Genomic DNA, 19,204 nt, shown 5'->3' on the forward strand with positions numbered 1-19,204 from the left:
CAAAAACAAGGCGCAACCTTTTCGGAATGTTTGTCAAGAGCGATTGTCATCTCGTTCGAAGAGTAATTTTGAGCCTAATACTTTGTGATTTTCAGTTTTTCATAGAAGTTTTTACACTACCTGTTCGGGATGGTAAGGGTATTTCTAAATCCTTCTCTGAAATCGATTTTACAATTCCCATAATTGGGAGAGCTAAAATTTCTTCAATATCTTGTTCAGTTTTAATTGTAGTATCTAAAAATGCTAATAAAAATGCCAACCCAACTCCAAGCATTAATCCAATAATAGCCGCGATTGCGACATTTATCAGTTTATTCGGCTTAACTGGGCTAGGATTCTCACTTAATTTAGCAACTGATAAAATACTTATATTATCAACATTCATGAGAGAAGGAATCTCTTCTTTAAACACTTCTGCGACCGTGTTTGCTATTTCAACGGATTTTAAAGGACTCTCATCTTCTACTCGAATATTGACGACCTTCGAGTTATCCGCATTAGATACATTAATTTGTCTTGCTAAACTTTCTGGTGTTGTATCCAAATTTAATTTTTCAATCACCTTCGTTAAAATAACAGGAGATCGAATGATAACATTATACGTATCAATTAATTGTAAATCCGTTTCTAACTGGGACCAGCCGTATTCTTGTCCACTATTCTTTTGGTTAACTAAAATTTGTGTTTCAGCTTCATAAATGGGAGGAAGCACATAATAACTGATGATTGCAGAAATGACAGAACAAACGAATACGAGGGATAAAATTAAAAATAGCCGTTTCTGTATTATTTTCAGGATTTCTATTAAACTGATTGATTCTTCCACAGTATTTGCCTCCCTGAAGCATGAATTTTTACATTGACATATTATTCTATATTCATAAATTTATTGCTAATTGAACGGTATTATGAATGGAATTCTCTCATTATTTCTTTTTTAATAAACCATTCATTTTATTTATATATATATCAACACCAGGCTGATCAAAAGGATTCACATCTAATAAAAAGGAACTCATGACACAAGCCTTCATAAAAAAATACATTAAAAATCCCATATGGTATGCATCTAATTTTTTCAGCTCTAATTGGATCACAGGAATCCCACCTTCAATATGGGCCAATATACTACCTTCCTTTGCGATGCGATTTATTTCATTAAAGCTATAAGTTGATAAATCATTTAGTTGATCCTCATTTCGGATATCGAAAGGAATTGGATAATCATCTTGTATCTCCTTAAAGTGTAAAAATGTTTCAAATAAGATTGGGCTTCCCTCTTGAATATATTGACCAATTGAATGTAAATCAGTGGAATACGTTACAGCAGAAGGAAATATACCTTTTTTATTTTTTCCTTCACTTTCACCAAATAACTGCTTCCACCATTCATGAAAGAAAGCAAGACTTGGCTCAAACGATGCAAGTAATTCAACCTGATATCCTTGTTTGTATAGTTCATTTCGTATGACGGCATATCGATAAGCATCATTTAGTTCTATGTTATCCACATTTAATAAAACCGCAGCTTCTTTCACCCCTTCAATAAATTTATAAAAACCTAATCCCTCTCTTTTAAACGTTTTCTGCACCCTTAATATAATTTATACCAATTAGAAATAGAGACGTTATAAAAAATAATTCATCTGCAAATAAAATATCTAACGTTAACCAAGGAGCAAAACATGCAATAGCAAAGATAAAAATATTAAGATTTATTTTTATCCTTTTATTAACAGAATCAATTTGAGTTTTATCAAGAATATTAAACAAGTGAATAATCCAAAAGAGTAAAATAATTGATCCGATTATCCCAAACTGATAAATAATTTGAATGATCGTATTATGTGCTGCATCGGTAATTCCACCGTTAAAGACTTCTGAATAACCTTGGCCAAATAACAGTCTCGTGGGATTTTGTTTAAAAAAAGTAAAATAATCTGATAAAATATCACTTCTTCCAGTTGTTAGTGTTGATATATCACTAACCATATTAAAGCGTATTGAATACATATTTATTTGTTTTGCAAATAATTCTGATGTTGCAATAATCAAACATCCTAAATTAATTACTATAAAGATGGATATTTTAGTTGTTATTTTCCCTTTACTAATAAGTGCAACTAGAGACCAAATTACTATAATGGAAAGTAAAACCACTAAAAACATTTTAGAGACTGACAATAAACCAAAATATAATAAAGTAAGCACTAGAATAGATAATAAAACTACATTCTTAAAGCTTTTATTTAGCATAATAATAAGTAACCCAGAAACTGCAACTAAAATATGTGCTGAATAAAAATTTGCATCCCCATAAAAACCGCTTAATCTAGTTAATCCAATAGTTTCCCAATTAGAAACTTTTATAAACGGAAGCATGTGTGAATAATTCATAAGAATTTTAGAAGATAGCCCTGCAAAGACTATCCCTAAAGAAAAAAACACAATGCATATTTCAAAAGATATTTTGCGATGATAAACTTTTATATAAGTAGGAATTAAAATTACCATAAATATGAAAACTAAGTAACCTAATGAAAAACTATTACCAAAAAATAGTTTAATTATCATAGTATACGTAAATATAGAACAAGTTAATATTAAAGATTCTATCCTTAGTATACTTATTTTTCCTTCTAACTCATTGACGATTAAAAAATAGATAAAATACAATACAAAACATATTGTATAGAATGAGTGATCCTCTGCATTAAACTTCATTACAGGTGACCATGGCAAATAAAATAGCAAGATAGCTAAAAATAATGAATACGGACTTATTAATAGTATTGTGATTAACAGTAGCAAACTCAATAAAATAATACTATTCATATTTAAATAATGACCTATAGATATTAGGGAAATATCTACAAACATAAGTATAAAAATTATTAATACTTTTCTGTTATTTAACATTATTAGTTGCTCCATTTAACAAAAAATCAAACTGTTTAAGCGCAACTTCATTTGTAAAATGTTGTGTCATTAAATTGTTTTTAATTTTGAGTAGAGCATTCTGATTATTTAATAGATCGATTAGTGATTCTTCAATACCAGTTATTGAATTTTCACATACCCATCCACAGTTATTGGATTCAACCATTTCTATAGCTGATAATGTATTTGTTGTTAGGACAGGTAAAGCAAGCGCTCTAGCTTCATCTAAAACCATTGGGGCTGCTTCATGATAAGAAGGAAGGAAAAAAATATCTGCATTTTTCATAAACCTATACGGATTTTTTTGATCACCATGGAGAATAACAAATTCCCCTAATAAGTAATCTTGTATTTTTTGTTCTATTTCTTTTCTTTGCCTACCATCCCCAATAATTTGCCAGGTTATTTTATAACCTCTTTTAATTAATCGATTAATAATTTCAAGTGCTCTAATAAGCCCCTTTTCTTCACTCAAGCGTGCCACAGTTACAATATTAAAATATCTAGTATTATATTCTACTGGAAATTGATTTGCATTTTCTTTAATGCATTCATAATCATGACAATTCCTAATACAATAAGTTTTCTGTGTTAGCTCAGGTATAGCCTCTATAAAATTGTTTTTACACGATTCTGATACTGCAGCAATACTGTTAAATTTTAAATATAAGTTTCTATTTTTATGGGTATTACCACCATAATTTAAAAAATCACAATGTATGAATGCTATTTTACTAGTCGACTCAATTTTGTTAAGTACAAATTCATTACATCCGCCATAAAAAGATTTTTCATTTGGGCTTTGGACAAAAGAAATAGCTACATCAAACTTTTTTAATTTCCTTTGAGTTAAAAATAAAATTTTCATTGGAATTTCGTTATTTATCAATTTCGTCCATAAAACCAATATTGCTCGAAGAAGATAATAAAATAACCCTTCCTTTTTCGACTCCTTTTGTGAAATAGCTAATAATTTTAAAAATGAATTTGCGTGTATAACATTAACTTTTTTCGGAATTTCCTCACTGTAGTTACCACTATCACTAAATAAAAATAAAGCAATTTCATACTTATCCTTTATTTCATTTAATAGGTTAACGAGTGCTTTCTGGATCCCTCCTGAAGCTAAATTATTGCTTACAATAATTATTTTCTTCTTTTTAGTCATAAAGGAATACCTCTTTACGAATTTTTTAACTAAAATTTCAATCTAAAAAGCAAGCTAACTACGAATTAATAAACTTGATAAGATTTTTTTTGAAAAGATTATTTTCATTTATTGTTTTTGAAATAAAACGTTTCCTGCCTTCATTAAATTCCTCTGTATTAAATTGTGTTAAATACTTTATTATGTTCTGGTCTACATTACTAAATGAACTAAGTACAATTCCCAAATTATATTTAGATATTTGATCAGCTAAATAAGTACCTTCATAAGCTATCATGGGTTTTCCATGTATTACTGAATTATAAATTCTATTAGGTAACGCAGTCTTATTATTTATGCTATCGTTATATCTGAGAACATTGACTAAATCGCAATTGTTATACAACTGCTCCTCAACATCTTTTAAATATCTACCAGTAATTAATACATTTTTAATTTTATTTACTTCTACGAACTTTTGTATATTTTCGTTAATCTCACTTTCACCATGAAAAAACATTTCAAATCGATTGTTATTACTTAAAGACTGTATTAACTCTTTGTTTATTTCGAAATCCCTAATAGCACCTATATTAGCAATACCTATTTTTTGCTGGTTAAAAGGTCGGATTTCCTTTAATTCATTTATACATGTTATTTGTGTATTGTGATTAATTAAATAATTTAGATTTTCAGGGAGCCATTCCTTATAACAGGCGGAAGAAATAACTGTAAACGAAGTGTATTGTATTAACTTTTTTAAATTAAAAAAATGTTTTATCTTATTGTAATCTCTTATATCTATCACAAAATTCTTTTTATATTTTTTTATTAAAATATTTTTTAGAAAATAGCTTAACTGTATTCCAAATACGATAATTTTATCGTACTTCTCATATGTTAGTTTGTATAATAAGTATTTTTTGTATTTTAAATAATCATAATAGCTTCTCTTGTGGCCAATTTTCTTATCTTTATAACTAATATGACTATTCTCAATTTTAAACCTATCCCAATTAATAATGTCATAAGGTATATTAAGATGACTTAATATTAGTTCGTAATTACTTACATATGGCATAAATAATTTGTTTGAAGGACATACAAGTGCAATTTTCATGGCATTATTTCCCCCAAACTACTCTATTAACATATTCAGTGTATGAAACAATAATTTTAATTATCTTATCAGACACGTTTGGCATACTATAATCATTAACCATTCTAATAGTATTAACGTCTTGTGTTTCTAATATCTCTAACCCTTGTATTATCCTTTCCTTCTTAAGCCCTACCATCATTACAGCCGCTTCTTCCATTGCTTCTGGTCTCTCATGAGTTTCTCGTAAATTTAAAGCTTTAAATCCTAGTATTGTCGCTTCTTCACTTATTGTTCCACTATCACTAAGAACAGCTTTAGCGTACATCTGCAGTTTTATATAATCATTAAACCCTAAAGGCTTCATTATCCTAACTAATGGGTTAAATTTAATTTCTTTCATCTCAATCATTTTTTTTGTTCGAGGATGAGTACTAAAAATGATTGGAAGTTGGTACTTTTCAGCGATTGCATTAATACTACCTATTAAATTACTAAAATTACTATTATTATTTATATTTTCCTCTCGATGAGCAGATACAACAAAATATTTCCCTTTTTCAATATCTACTCTTTCTATCACATTTGACTTTTCTATATCAACTTTTCTTGAATTTAGCACCTCAAGCATAGGACTTCCTGTTTTAATTACACGGTCTGCAGAAAACCCTTCCTTTAACAGATATTCTCTTGCAATATCGCTATAAGTTAAGTTTATGTCCGCTATATGGTCGACAATTTTTCGATTAGTTTCTTCAGGTACCCGTTGGTCGAAGCATCGATTCCCGGCTTCCATATGAAATATTGGAATTTGTCTTCTTTTTGCAGCAATAGCACATAAACAACTATTTGTATCTCCTAATACTAAAAATGCATCTGGTTGAACTTTCTCCAATATGGGATCGATTTTGATTAATATATTTCCAATGGTTTCAACTGCAGTACCTTTTGCAGCATCTAAAAAATAGTCAGGTTTTTTTAAATTAAAATCTTTAAAAAAAACTTCATTTAACTCATAATCATAATTTTGTCCAGTGTGTACAAGTATATGTTCAATGGCACTAGTTTCTTCTAGTTTATTAATTACCTCAGAGAGCCTAATAATTTCTGGCCTAGTACCGACAACTGTCATTACTTTAAGCTTTTTCAAGATTTAAACCTCCTGAAAATAAGTGTCTGGCTTATCAGGATCAAAGTGTTCATTTGCCCACATTACTGTTACTAAATCATTTTTACCTACATTGACGATGGAATGTGTGTAACCTACAGGAATGTCAACAACCTGAAGCTTTTCTCCACTTACTCTATATTCAATAATGTCCTCAGAGTCAATCTTCCTAAATCGAATTAGACCTTCTCCACTTACTACTAAAAATTTTTCGTTTTTCGTATGGTGCCAATGGTTTCCTTTTGTAATTCCTGGTTTCGATACATTAATCGATACTTGACCTTGATTCTTTGTTTTGAGAAATTCAGTAAACGAACCACGTTCATCACAATTCATTTTTAAATCATAGGAAAAGTTATCCTCGGGTAAATAACTTAAATATGTGCTATATAAATTTTTTACAAGTTTATTTTCCATATTCGGTATATTTAAGCTGTCTCTTGTTTTTTTAAAACTTTGTATTGTTTCCGCTAATTTACTTAGTGTGATAGTATGTATTTGGGGTACAATGAAATAATTAGATATTTTCGACGGGTTACCATTTAATGCACAAATAAATTCTTCTAACACATCATCAATATAGCAAAGGGTTAGTTCAGTTTCTGGATGACTGATTTGGATTTCTAAGCCTCTTGCAATATTATGACAAAATGTTGCCACTACCGAATTATAGTTTGGTTTACTCCACTTTCCGAAAACGTTTGGTAATCGATATACATACGCAGTAACGCAATTTTCCTTTGCATAGTTAAAAATTAATTTTTCTGCCTCTAATTTGCTTCTCCCATAAGAAGTTCCATTTTCAGCTTGTATTGAAGAAGTAAAAAGTATAGGGGCTTTATTTTTATGTTCTTTTAATAACTGTAAGAGCTGAAATGTAAAATCTACATTTCCACTAAAAAATTCATTATCACTTTGAGGACGATTTATCCCAGCAAGATGGAAGACAAAATCACAATTTTTTGTATATATACTAAGTAATGAAATATCATTTTCTTTTGTAAATTCAAATACTTCGTAAGAACCTATATTTCTTAGTTCTGTAACAAGATTTTTCCCTATAAATCCATGTGCACCTGTTACAAGAATTTTCATATATACCACCTTTCACTCGGATTTTAATGAAAATTTGAATTGGTACTCTTGATGCCATAATCTATACAATATCAAATAAGTTTTTTTACTATACACTTTCAATCTCTAATTTTATTAATTTAGAAATATTCTCCATCTTTTCTTCCATTTCCTCAAAAGTCGAGAAATTTAATATCATTATTCCAACTTTTTCATATGCACTATTAAGTTCATATATTTTATCCCCTGGGTTAACAAATAAGTCATATTCTACTATATTAGTTTTTATGTCGCTATGAAATTTAATCCCTTTAAAAATACCGTTAACTTTACTATTAATTACATATGTTGCCCAGTATCCCTCTGGCTCAACCACGGATAAATCACTACAGTCTTCCCCTAACGCAGCTTTCAATGTATATTCAATGAGATCAACCCCAGTTGCATATTTAATTGCATTTGGATTCCAGTCACCACCATTTCTCGGAGCTACTTCAATTAAGTAGACATTTTCATTCTCATCAATACGGATGTCAAAATTATATGCACAAGTTTTCATATTTAGTAAGTTCAATAATCTATCAATTTCTGCATGGATTTTATTTTGGATACTTTCAGGCATTATATATGGCCAACTCGCTATAATTGATAAAAATGGATTACTATACCCTTCTGAAAATTTTTCATTAGAAAAACATCGAAATACAAGTTTGCCGTCAACAGAAAACCCATCTCCTCCAACGTGTGGGCCATGATTTTCAATATATTCTTCAATGATAAATCGCTTTACTTTCGAAAAAGCTAACGCATAAGAAACTTTTTCTTCTAAAAGTTCATGTGTATCAATCTTTGAAACTCCTAAGCTACCAGCAGAATCAACAGGTTTAATCATTACAGGCATATTAAAATTGTGAAAATCTGCTTTTGCTTCGTCTAATGTTTGATAGCCAATAGCTCTTGGAACATTAAAACCATTATCCTTTTGAAATCTCCTAAAGAGGTCCTTATTAGTTAGTATCATTATAGAATCATAGGGGTTTGAAGGTAGATCTAATTGTTCAGCAACATAAGCTACTGTAGAGGCTCCCGAATCAGCTTTGTAACATACAATACCATCAATATTTAATGATTTTGCGAGTTTTAGAACACTCTCTTTATCTGTTGTACTTATGTTAAAAAATTGATTAGCATACTTTTGACCAGGGCTTTTATTATTGGAATCACAAACAATTACAAAATAGCCCATTTCCCTTGCCTTTTTTATGGCAGGAATTTGAGAATAAGCTCCCCCCAGCATAAGTAGTTTTTTCAAAGTTATACACCCCTTTTTTATTAAATGTGCACTACATTTTCTACAAATTCGATATTACTAACCTTTAAAATTATAATTCCCCTAAACCTCACAATTATTTTTTTTATTCCACACAAATAATTCATTTTGAATATAGTCTAATTCTAATAATTTCTCCTTAATCTCTGGTATTTTTAGGATCCGTGTATTATTAGAGTTATATTCTTCAGTAATAGTAAGCAACTGATTTCCTTCAATAAAATACTTATCGTAATATAAATCTCTATGGTCTGCAGGAACTCTGAAAAATTCACCTAAATCTTCTGAAACAACATATTCTTCTTTTGTTAACAAAGTTTCATATTTCTTTTCTCCGTGACGTGTTCCAATTATTTGTATTTCTGTTTCCACATTAAATATTTCTTTTAACGCAATAGCAAGATCGCCGATTGTTGTGGCTGGTGCTTTTTGAACAAGAATATCCCCAGCTTTCCCATGTTCAAAAGCAAATAATACTAATTCGACTGCTTCTTCTAAATTCATTAAAAATCTAGTCATGTTTGGATCTGTTACTGTTAATGGTTTGCCATTTTTTATTTGTTCAATAAATAATGGAATTACGGACCCTCGTGAAGCCATAACATTCCCATATCTTGTACCGCAAATAAGTGTTTTTTCAGAAGAAACTGTTCTAGATTTAGCAACAAATACTTTTTCCATCATTGCTTTTGATATGCCCATTGAATTTATAGGATATGCAGCCTTATCTGTTGATAGACAGATGACTTTTTCCACTTCATATTCAATGGCAGATGTAAGTACATTATCTGTTCCTAATACATTCGTCTTTACCGCTTCTAAAGGGAAAAATTCACACGAAGGTACTTGCTTCAAAGCGGCCGCATGAAAAATATAATCCACTCCATGCATGGCATTTTTTACACTTTCAATATCTCTGACATCGCCTAAAAAAAATTTTAATTTATTACTATTAAAGTATTTCCGCATATCATATTGTTTTTTTTCATCTCTTGAGAAAATACGAATCTCTTTAATATTGGTAGCCATCATTCTCTTTGTAACTGCGTAACCAAATGAACCGGTACCACCTGTAATTAATAAGGTTTTATTTGTAAACATAAAATACAACCTCTCCAAATTATTTAAAATGATTTAGTATAATCTCATAAGAATGTTTAGTTGTATAATTTCTCTCCAAATATTTTCGTGCATTAGTTCCCATCTTATTTCTTAATTCATTGTTACAAAAACGCACTATGAGTTTGGAAAATTTTTCTACATCTATACTTTCACACCAATAACCAAATTCACCTTGTTCAATTACTTTCCCAATATCTGTATGAGAATCTGTAGCGGCTAAAACAGGCATTGCTGCTTGCATGTAAGATAAGATCCTTGAAGGAAAGTTTGGAATAGTGAAACGATGATCTAAAAAAATTAAACCTACATCACAAGAATTAGCTAGTAAATCGTATTCTTCTTTTGGTAATTCATTTAATAGTAATATATTTGATACATTTTTATTGTCTACAAAACTTCTTAGTTTATTAAACTCTGTACCAGATCCAACTATTGTAAAAAAAACTTTTTCATTAGATTGATTCGCCTTTAGACATTCGATTAGGAAATCAATTCCTTGAGGTTTCCCCAAGTTTCCCCCATATACAAATACTGTTTTATCTAAAGGAATGTTGTATTTTTTCCTTATCTCTATTTTTTTCCTGTCGTCTACTTCAACTCTAAATGGATCAATACTATTAGGGCAAACTTCTACACATTTCTTTGCAATCCTAGGATTATGATTTAGTATAAAATCTACATTTGCCTGAGACATACAACCGATTATATCCGATGCTCTATATAATTTTTTTTCTTTATATCTAAAATATTTATAGACTAAGCTACTTTTACGGAGCAATTTTAAATCAACTGCATTTTGTGGAAAAATGTCTTTCAGTAGCAAATAACACAATGCATTGTCTCTTTTTTTTATATAGCGAATCACTTTTTCAAGGGTAATAGGTGGAGTTGAATATAAAACCAAATCAAATTTGACATTATTCATGTATCTTTTGATAGCTCTTAAAAATTGATACTCTATCATAATTGTTGAAATCCCTTTTTCGACAGGGTTATTCTTTGTTAAATTACCTGTTCTAACTTTAAGAAAATGTACACCATCATTTCTCTCGTATTCAGTCGGTCTATTCATTCTTTTTTCGATGGAGTTAACTATATAAACTTGATGTCCACAATCTCGAAACTCCCTCAACAAATCTGTGTACAATCCTGACTCTTCAACATTTGTGAAACTTCCAATGGTTAAAAACAATACCTTCATTTGTTCACCTACATATGAATTCTTTTAATTTGATTCTAATTTTCCAACCTTCACTTCATTATATTTCATCATATAAATACCCTCTTCAAATTCACCAATCACATTTTCATTAACAATACCTTGCAAATTATTTATTAGCATCTTTGGAAAATTAATACCACTTTCATATGCATGTGGGTACCCTCCACCGAAACGAGGATTTACTTCTGAAATAAAGTACTCATCTTTTATTTTAAATATATCAATGTCTATCATCCCTTTATACCCAATACTTTTCACAACCTTTTGAATTAATTGAAAAAGTTTTGGATCTTTTACGGAAACCGACTTATCAGTTTCCCCTGCTCTCATTCTTATTTTTTCTTTTGTAAATATCGCTACAGGTTCATTTGAAATTAAATCGACATAAACATCTGCCCCATATTCAACACCATGCATAAACTCTTGAATTATCAAGTTATCATGATTTGCATACAAAATTTCGATTTCTTCTTTAGTTTTCACCTTATTTATGTCAACACTTCCACTTCCATATAATGGCTTTACAATTACAGGGAAATGGATACGACCCGACTCTAAATCTCTGTAAAATAAATCTTTATCTTGATAGGTTTGAATAGTATTGATCTCTCTTTTACGTAGATATTGGTACATTTTGAATTTATTAAAACTCATTTCTACAGATTTAACGGATGATACAACTGGGATAGTGCCAATGTTTTTAAATTTTTGCTCGTGCTCAGCGATTATACATATTTCTGGGTCAATTAAGGAAAATACCGCATGAATATTAAGATTTTTACAAAGTGATAAAATTGAATCTAGATAGCTAACTTCATCAATTCTTGGAACTATAAAATATTTGTCTGCTTCATACAGTGCAGGCGCTAATTCATTACAGTCTGTCGCAAAAACATTTCCTTTTTTTTTCAATTCCTTTTTAAAATATTGAACTATTTTATTTCTTGAGCCACAGCTTAATATCATTATATTCAACTATTTAGACACCTCATTTTTAACATTTAGATGTGATAACTATTTAAAATTTCATATCTATTTACTCAAGAATTTAATAATAGTTCCTTTTATTTTAATGACTTTCAAAATGTTGATTATCAAAATATTCAAGTCAATAAATAATGTAATATTTTCTATTTATTAAATATCTAATTTAATAGTTTCCTAAATGATAAGTTTATTCTTCCATTAATCCAGATAATCCAGGTTTTGCATCTTGTCTCTGTTTTGTCCTTTTAATAAATTGTGGAATATGTTTAACCACTTAAGGTCTTGTTCCAATAAAGAACACATCTAAATCATTTGTGGAAGTTCATCAATAGAAGTGTTTTGTAACACTATTACAAACCGTGTAATTCCAAAATTATCAATAAGTAATTCTCCTTTATCATCTCTTTATCCATAATTGTCCGAAATTAATGAATTGTAAATATTTTCTCATTTAACCCTGCCGCTCTTGTTTAAATATAGTTGAGCTATCCAGTTTAACCTTTACTAAAATTGCAACCAATAGGATAAGCAGGCTATAATATATTAAATTAATTAAGGTTAATACACTTTCCAATAATCTCTTTATATAGCTTCTATAAAATGCACCCTCAGTTTGCTTCACTTTATCCACAGTCTTTTAATCGTATCAACTACTCTCCCTATATCCTCATCTGTCATTTTGGTGTCAGAAGGTAAACAGACCCCTCTATCAAACAACTTTTCGGATATATCGTTTCCTACATAGTCGTAGTTTTTATAGAACGGCTGCATATGCATGGGCTTCCATACATGCCTTGCTTCAATGTTTTCATTTTCAAGAGCTTCAATTAAATCAAGTGGTTTTACCTTGCTATTTAATGTGATACAACTTAACCAATAATTCGGCTCATTCCAATCATTGATCGGCATAAATTCAATCCCATCAAGTCCTGATAATTCACGTGTATAGTATTCAAAAATGAATTTCTTTTTTTGTATCCGTTGATCCAATACTTGCAATTGCCCTCTACCTATCCCAGCAACCACATTACTCATTCGGTAATTAAAACCTAATTCACTATGCTGATAAAACCTTGCTGGATCTTTAGATTGTGTTGACCAAAATTTAACTTTCTTAATACGTTCTTCATTGTTTGAAACGAGCATACCACCACCAGAAGTAGTAATAATCTTATTACCATTAAAAGAGAAAATACCATAGTCGCCAAAAGTTCCTGTATGTTTTCCTTTATAGAAGGTGCCCAGACTTTCCGCAGCGTCCTCTATCAATGGGACTTTATATTTGTCGCAAATTTCCATTATTCGATCTAAATTTGCTGATAAACCATAAAGATGCACAACTAAAACTGCCTTTGCGTTAGGATATTTTTGAAATGCTTCTTCTAAAGCAAGTGGACACATATTCCAAGTTTCCAAATCACTATCTATAAAAACAGGAATCGCATTTTGATAAATGATTGGATTAGCTGTTGCCGAGAAAGTAAGGGATGAGCAAAAAACAATATCCCCTCTCCCAACTCCTGCTGCTTTTAATGCCATATGAATACTAGCAGTGCCAGAAGAAAGTGCCACAGCAGATTTTGTACCAATTTTTATTGCAAATGCTTTCTCAAATTCATCAACATTTGGACCTAATGGAGATATCCAATTTGTTTGAAAAGCCTCTTTTACATAATTTAATTCGTACCCTTCTTCGCTCATATGTGGCGATGAAAGATAGATTTTATTAGCAATCCGAGAATTTAATTCAGCTTTTAACAAGTTATTTTTTGAGAATGACAAATTCATTCCTCTTTCTTTATGGATTTAGGCTATTGTTTTAGGCTTACGAATTTTACTTTCCCAATTTCCATTTGCAACTTCAATAACTTTTGCTTTTAATTCATCCACTTCAAAATTTTCTAGTTCCATAAGGAAAGTTAATAACTGACTTTCTTCCATTGCATTCGCTTTACCAACGTGAATTTTGGGGTAGATATGTTGTTCCTGTATTTCTTCTTCATTTAATAACTCTTCGTACATTTTCTCGCCTGGGCGAATACCAGAAAATTCGATGCCAATTTGCTCTTCTGTAAATCCGGAAAGTGAAATGAGGTTCTTAGCTAAATCAACTATCTTAATTGGCTCACCCATATCAAGCACAAACACTTCTCCCCCCTCGGCAAGTGCTCCAGCTTGTATGACAAGTCTTGATGCTTCTGGGATCGTCATAAAATATCGCGTCATTTCAGGGTGAGTAACAGTGACTGGTCCTCCCGCCTTAATTTGTGCTTTAAAACGAGGTACAACACTTCCACGGGATCCGAGTACATTGCCAAAGCGTACTGCTGCAAAGTTAGTATTACTATTAAGAGCCATATTTTGTATAATCATTTCAGCTATCCTTTTTGTTGCCCCCATTACATTCGTTGGATTAACCGCTTTATCACTTGAAATCATTACAAAATTTTCCGCATTAAAAGTGTGGGCTGCTTCTGCAACATTTTTTGTACCAAAAATATTATTTTTTACTGCTTCACGTGGATTAAATTCCATTAATGGAACATGCTTATGTGCAGCAGCATGGTAGATAACGTCAGGTCGATACTGTTGTACAACTTCAAATATTTTTTCACGATCCTGTATATCCGCGATAATTGGTAAGATACGAATCGTTTTATCTCCTATTTTTTCTATTAGTTCCATATGAATTTTATAAATTGAATTTTCCCCATGACCTAAAAGGATGATTTCCCTTGGATTAAATTGAAGTACTTGTCTACATATTTCTGAACCTATAGATCCCCCAGCACCTGTGACTAGGATAACTTTATTTAGTAGTTTGCTAGAAATTCCATCCATATCTAACTTTACTTCTTCTCGACCAAGTAACTGTTCAAACTTTATCTCTTGAATATCATTTACAGTGGATTTACCCATTACAATATCTTCAATCTTAGGCATTGTTTTAATAGTTGCTTTTGTATTTACACAGCGCTCATAAATTTTACTCATTTCTTCTTTTCCTAATGAAGGTATAGCTAAAATAATTTCATCAATATCTTTCTCTTGCACAATTCTCGGTATATCTTTTGTTGTGCCACAGACTTTAACATTCATTAATGTTAAATTTTGTTTATTTGGATTATCATCGACAACTGCAACCACTAAATATTCAGGTTTGATATTTCTTTTTATACTCCGAATTAATAATGTTCCTGCTTCCCCTGCACCAACAATTAACACACGTTTAATATTATTTTGTGGTTTTACGGTATTACGATAATCGTGGAACAATCTTAATAAGAAGCGTGAACCGCCAATTAGCACTATATGTAATAACCATGTAATGAACATTACCTTAAAATAGATGCCGCCTTGAAAAATGAATTGAATGAAACTTGTTATTAATATACAAATAGTTACTGAGTAGCCTATTATAAGAAGTTCATTAACAGATGCCATACTCCATATACGATTATAAAGGTGGAAAAAATTGCTTATAACGTGGAAGGTAACTAGCAGTATAAAAGAGCTAATTGTAATTACTGAATCTAAATTTGTAGAGGAATTCACTAACCAATGACTTATAAAAATTGAGAATAGTACTATAAATGAGTCAATTATAAAAAAAATTGAGTACCTAAGTTTCAGATTCAATTTTGCACCTCTTTATGAATGGGTATGTTACATAATACATAAAGCATAAAAATAAGGAAGTAAAAGGAACCTGATTCTTTACTTTTAGTAGTATTATATTATTTCTCCATTCTGTTAGAACTGAAAAAGCCTCATTTTTTGATGTTTTATTATTAAGATGAAAATATTACTATAAATACTCTTTTGCCTAATTAATTGATTTTTTCCATGCTCTACTACTTGTCTTTTATCTTCTATCCATTGAAGCTGGGAAAAACAAAAACACCTCATTTTTTCCATTGAGAAAAGTGAGGTGTTTTTAATGTAGTGAAAATTGATTTTCAAATATAATATCTTATTATTATTTCTAAACCTATATTCTAGAAAAATTTATGTCCAGCTTCTTTCTAAATTAAACTCATAAAGATTTTCTTGGCGATTATTCTCCTTATTGAAATCAAAATCTTCATTATCATTTATCTCTTTAGAACGGATTTTGGAAATATAAAACAGTGAATCTATTAATCTTTAAAGTCGCATATTGGGGCAAGAGCATGTATTCAATACATTCTATTTTGGCGATCATTTAATACTTCTAATACATTAATATAGAAATCTTTTTTTAAGAAATAATAATCTGTAACAGCATTATTTTTCATTATTGTATAATATATAACGTGATAAATTCTTCCATCTGGTCATTATTTTTAATCATATATGCCCACACCACTTTTTAAAATTTTTTCCAATATTTATTGTTTTCTACTATGTATTTATTCAAATGAATCTGTTTCAATTGCAATCTTCATACTATATGGTTTTATATCATACATTTCATTATATTCACATAATTTTTGAGAACCGGGTGATAACGGACAACTTACGATATTATCCCTTTTGGTATAACAAAATCTAATCTTCATTTAGAACGTTTATATTTCCTCAGTAACATTTCCTTATTATATTAATTGTAAAAAGCTCTAGTAAATATTTAATAGATAATAAGTATCATAGTATCTAAAGTTATGCAGTTCTGTAACCGCTAGAATAGAATTAACAGAAACTGCTTGAATGCAATGAACACTTTTCGCCAAAATTCGCCAAATCTTATAAACTAGATATATTCTGTTTATAGGAGGCTGTATCAGTGGAGGAGAAACTAGTGTTATATATTGAGATTCAACAATTAAAAAAGCGAGGATTGAAGATTTCACAAATCTCAAAACATTTAAATGTTGCTAGAAATACAGTTTATAAATATTTGGAAATGACATTTGAAGAGGCTCAAAATGAATTTGTCATTCCTCATAAAGCAAAAAAATTAGACCCTTATAAAGATTGGATTGTGAATTGGTTACAAGAATTCCCGCATTTGAGTGCAGCACAAATTAAAGACTGGTTGTTGGAGCGTTGCGTTATCCTAATATAAAGGTTGGGGACAGTACCGTTCGAAGCTATGTAAATGAGATACGGGAAAAATATCAAATTGAAAAGTCATTACAGAAAAGAGATTACGAGTCTGTGGATGAACAACCAGCTGGAAAACAAATACAAGTCGATTGGGGACAAACAAAACAGAAAACAATCGATAAAAAAGAATTGAAGCTCTATTTTATCGCATTCGTTTTAGCTCACTCTAGATACAAATATATGGAGTGGCAAGATCGACCATTTACAACACAGGATACGATTCGATGTCATGAAAATGCTTTCCAATTTTTTGGAGGACGTACAGATGAAATCGTCTATGATCAAGATAACTTGATTGCAGTAAGTGAAAATGCCGGGGATATTATATTAACAAAAGAATTTCAAGCGTATGTAAAGCAACAAAAGTTCAGGATTTATCTATGCCGCAAAGCAGATCCAGAATCAAAAGGTATGATAGAAAATGTAGTGAAATATATTAAGGGGAATTTTGCGGATAGTCGGGTATTTAAAGATATTGAAGATTGGAATGAACGTGCCATTTCATGGTTAGCACGAACAGGCAATTACAATATACATAACACAACAAAAAAGAGACCAGTAGAAGTGTTTGTCGTCGAAAAGCAACACCTACAACCAGTCTCATCCCTGCTTAATTTAACAGAAAATATAACTAACCAAAGTATAACAAGGAACGTAGCAAAGGACAACACCATACGCTTTGAATCGAACCGTTATTCAGTTCCACTGGGGACATTTAATAAGCAACAACAAGTGTTTATCGAGATAAAAGATGGCAAACGGTTAGTCATTCGCCTTTCACCTACAGGTGAATCGATTGCGGAACATTCAATTTGTCGGGAAAAGGGAAAATTAATTAAGAATTCGAATCATAAGCGTGATCGTTCACACACAATTGAAGTTCTAAAAAAAGAAGTGCTTCAGTTATTCCCCTATGAATCTGCATCTTCTTACATTCAGCAAATATGCGATAAATATGGGAGGTATCGTCGGGATCAATTAGCCATTTTAAAGAAATTAGCGGAAGAAGAACCCGAAATGATTCCTGTAGCACTTGATAAGTGTATCCAAGAAAAACTGTATAGTGCAAATGATTTTCGGGATGTACTCTATTATCTCAAGAAAACCAAACTGAAGGAATCAGCAAGTATAGAATCAGGCAAAGGAACAATACCGTCCATCTCGGTTAAAACGAGAGATTTTAAAGAATATTTAAAAGCTATGGGAGGTGTTTGAGGTGAGTAAAAGTGTTTCAGATATCCAGATTTATTTTAAACAATTGCGACTAGCTGAAACAGCAGAGGGGCTTCCAGAGCTCATCCGCTTAGCAGAGCAATCTTCATGGACCTACTTAGAGCTTTTGGAACAACTAACAACATATGAAATTCAAAAACGTGAAATAAAGAGTATTGAAAAGCGAATGAAATGGGCACAATTTCCATACCAAAAAACACTTCAGGAATTTCAAATAGAAGAACAAACAGCATTAACTGAAAGACAATTAAAACAGCTTAGTGAGCTAAACTGGCTAGAGCAATTTTGTAATCTAATTTTATTAGGACCACCTGGTGTTGGTAAAACATTCTTAGCAATTGGATTAGGAATAGAAGCTATTCGCAAGGGATATCAAGTGACTTTTGTGACGATGGGAGAACTCGTTCAGCTCTTAAAAACGCAGGAGTTTACGCGTAAGGCCCAGCTGCAATTAAAGAGGCTCCAATCCTCGGATTTAATCATTATTGACGATATTATGTATATGGCTATGGATCAACGAGAAGCGAATCTATTCTTTCAACTAGTCAATCAGCTTTATGAAAGAAGTTCGATTATTTTAACTTCTAATAAAGGTCCTGAGCAATGGACGGAGTTAGTCGGTGATCAGGGAATTATGACGGCCATATTAGACAGGCTGTTACACCGAGTTGAGGTAATTCATATGAACAGTGATAGTTACAGATTAAAGCATCAACAACGTGTTTTTAATTAGCTAAAAGTGTTCAAACGATTCGAGCAAAAAATGTTCATTTGGACTTGACGGCGACAAGTTC

14 protein-coding genes and 1 pseudogene are annotated in these 19,204 nt (G+C 30.8%); 2 read left to right on the plus strand and 13 right to left on the minus strand.

Annotation, left to right across the window (positions count from 1 at the left end; all coding sequences use genetic code 11):
* Positions 1–91: 91 nt before the first annotated feature.
* The 13 genes from D8M03_RS11820 to D8M03_RS11885 all read right to left on the minus strand — a co-directional run bounded on the left by D8M03_RS11820 (position 92) and on the right by D8M03_RS11885 (position 15,533).
* Positions 92–826 (minus strand): YveK family protein, encoded by a 735-nt coding sequence (locus D8M03_RS11820; RefSeq protein WP_121214990.1) that lies wholly within the window; start codon positions 824–826, stop codon positions 92–94.
* 100 nt (positions 827–926) lie between these two features.
* Positions 927–1,592: a glucose-6-phosphate isomerase gene (locus D8M03_RS11825; RefSeq protein WP_121214991.1), complete on the minus strand. Its 666-nt coding sequence runs from the start codon at positions 1,590–1,592 to the stop codon at positions 927–929.
* Entirely contained in the window at positions 1,576–2,919 is a 1,344-nt protein-coding gene (locus tag D8M03_RS11830) for a hypothetical protein (RefSeq protein WP_121214992.1), read from the minus strand. The genes D8M03_RS11825 and D8M03_RS11830 overlap by 17 nt, the downstream gene beginning before the upstream one ends.
* Entirely contained in the window at positions 2,909–4,108 is a 1,200-nt protein-coding gene (locus D8M03_RS11835) for a glycosyltransferase (protein ID WP_121214993.1), read from the minus strand. Before D8M03_RS11835 ends, D8M03_RS11830 begins: the two co-directional genes overlap by 11 nt.
* A 58-nt stretch (positions 4,109–4,166) precedes the next feature.
* Positions 4,167–5,207 carry a glycosyltransferase family protein gene (locus D8M03_RS11840; protein WP_121214994.1) on the minus strand — a complete coding sequence of 347 codons (1,041 nt, stop codon included), beginning with the start codon at positions 5,205–5,207 and terminating at the stop codon, positions 4,167–4,169.
* Between the two features lie 4 nt (positions 5,208–5,211).
* A complete protein-coding gene (wecB, locus tag D8M03_RS11845) occupies positions 5,212–6,336 on the minus strand; it encodes a non-hydrolyzing UDP-N-acetylglucosamine 2-epimerase (protein WP_121214995.1) in 1,125 nt (374 codons plus the stop codon).
* 3 nt (positions 6,337–6,339) lie between these two features.
* Complete coding sequence (locus D8M03_RS11850) at positions 6,340–7,449, minus strand: polysaccharide biosynthesis C-terminal domain-containing protein (RefSeq protein WP_121214996.1); 1,110 nt, start codon at positions 7,447–7,449, stop codon at positions 6,340–6,342.
* A gap of 88 nt (positions 7,450–7,537) precedes the next feature.
* Complete coding sequence (locus D8M03_RS11855; RefSeq protein ID WP_211330913.1) at positions 7,538–8,740, minus strand: ATP-grasp domain-containing protein; 1,203 nt, start codon at positions 8,738–8,740, stop codon at positions 7,538–7,540.
* A gap of 81 nt (positions 8,741–8,821) precedes the next feature.
* Positions 8,822–9,859: a polysaccharide biosynthesis protein gene (locus tag D8M03_RS11860; RefSeq protein WP_121214997.1), complete on the minus strand. Its 1,038-nt coding sequence runs from the start codon at positions 9,857–9,859 to the stop codon at positions 8,822–8,824.
* 19 nt (positions 9,860–9,878) lie between these two features.
* Positions 9,879–11,081 carry a glycosyltransferase family 4 protein gene (locus tag D8M03_RS11865; RefSeq protein ID WP_121214998.1) on the minus strand — a complete coding sequence of 401 codons (1,203 nt, stop codon included), beginning with the start codon at positions 11,079–11,081 and terminating at the stop codon, positions 9,879–9,881.
* A 24-nt stretch (positions 11,082–11,105) separates the two neighbouring features.
* On the minus strand, positions 11,106–12,068 hold the full coding sequence (locus D8M03_RS11870) for an ATP-grasp domain-containing protein (RefSeq protein ID WP_121215019.1): 963 nt from the start codon (positions 12,066–12,068) through the stop codon (positions 11,106–11,108).
* 639 nt (positions 12,069–12,707) lie between these two features.
* On the minus strand, positions 12,708–13,790 hold the full coding sequence (locus D8M03_RS11880) for a DegT/DnrJ/EryC1/StrS family aminotransferase (RefSeq protein ID WP_414674162.1): 1,083 nt from the start codon (positions 13,788–13,790) through the stop codon (positions 12,708–12,710).
* A gap of 105 nt (positions 13,791–13,895) precedes the next feature.
* Positions 13,896–15,533, minus strand: a complete 1,638-nt coding sequence (locus D8M03_RS11885; protein WP_245987566.1) for a polysaccharide biosynthesis protein — start codon at positions 15,531–15,533, stop codon at positions 13,896–13,898.
* Between the two features lie 1,336 nt (positions 15,534–16,869).
* Here D8M03_RS11885 and istA point away from each other — a divergent pair.
* Positions 16,870–18,392, plus strand: a pseudogene (gene istA, locus D8M03_RS11890) (IS21 family transposase).
* 1 nt (position 18,393) lies between these two features.
* Positions 18,394–19,143 carry an IS21-like element helper ATPase IstB gene (gene istB / locus D8M03_RS11895; protein ID WP_121215001.1) on the plus strand — a complete coding sequence of 250 codons (750 nt, stop codon included), beginning with the start codon at positions 18,394–18,396 and terminating at the stop codon, positions 19,141–19,143.
* Positions 19,144–19,204: the final 61 nt, after the last annotated feature.

Origin of the sequence: Ureibacillus endophyticus (genome assembly GCF_003628435.1) — a bacterium.
Classification (GTDB): domain Bacteria; phylum Bacillota; class Bacilli; order Bacillales_A; family Planococcaceae; genus Ureibacillus; species Ureibacillus endophyticus.

What these genes read in the sequence shown, in the direction of transcription:
- D8M03_RS11860 (WP_121214997.1), bottom strand. Translation starts at nt 9,859, where the DNA reads ATGTTTACAAATAAAACCTTATTAATTACAGGTGGTACCGGTTCATTT.
- D8M03_RS11830 (WP_121214992.1), bottom strand. Translation starts at nt 2,919, where the DNA reads ATGTTAAATAACAGAAAAGTATTAATAATTTTTATACTTATGTTTGTA.
- D8M03_RS11885 (WP_245987566.1), bottom strand. Translation starts at nt 15,533, where the DNA reads ATGGCATCTGTTAATGAACTTCTTATAATAGGCTACTCAGTAACTATT.
- D8M03_RS11865 (WP_121214998.1), bottom strand. Translation starts at nt 11,081, where the DNA reads ATGAAGGTATTGTTTTTAACCATTGGAAGTTTCACAAATGTTGAAGAG.
- D8M03_RS11880 (WP_414674162.1), bottom strand. Translation starts at nt 13,790, where the DNA reads ATGAGCGAAGAAGGGTACGAATTAAATTATGTAAAAGAGGCTTTTCAA.
- D8M03_RS11840 (WP_121214994.1), bottom strand. Translation starts at nt 5,207, where the DNA reads ATGAAAATTGCACTTGTATGTCCTTCAAACAAATTATTTATGCCATAT.
- D8M03_RS11850 (WP_121214996.1), bottom strand. Translation starts at nt 7,449, where the DNA reads ATGAAAATTCTTGTAACAGGTGCACATGGATTTATAGGGAAAAATCTT.
- D8M03_RS11870 (WP_121215019.1), bottom strand. Translation starts at nt 12,068, where the DNA reads ATGATATTAAGCTGTGGCTCAAGAAATAAAATAGTTCAATATTTTAAA.
- D8M03_RS11835 (WP_121214993.1), bottom strand. Translation starts at nt 4,108, where the DNA reads ATGACTAAAAAGAAGAAAATAATTATTGTAAGCAATAATTTAGCTTCA.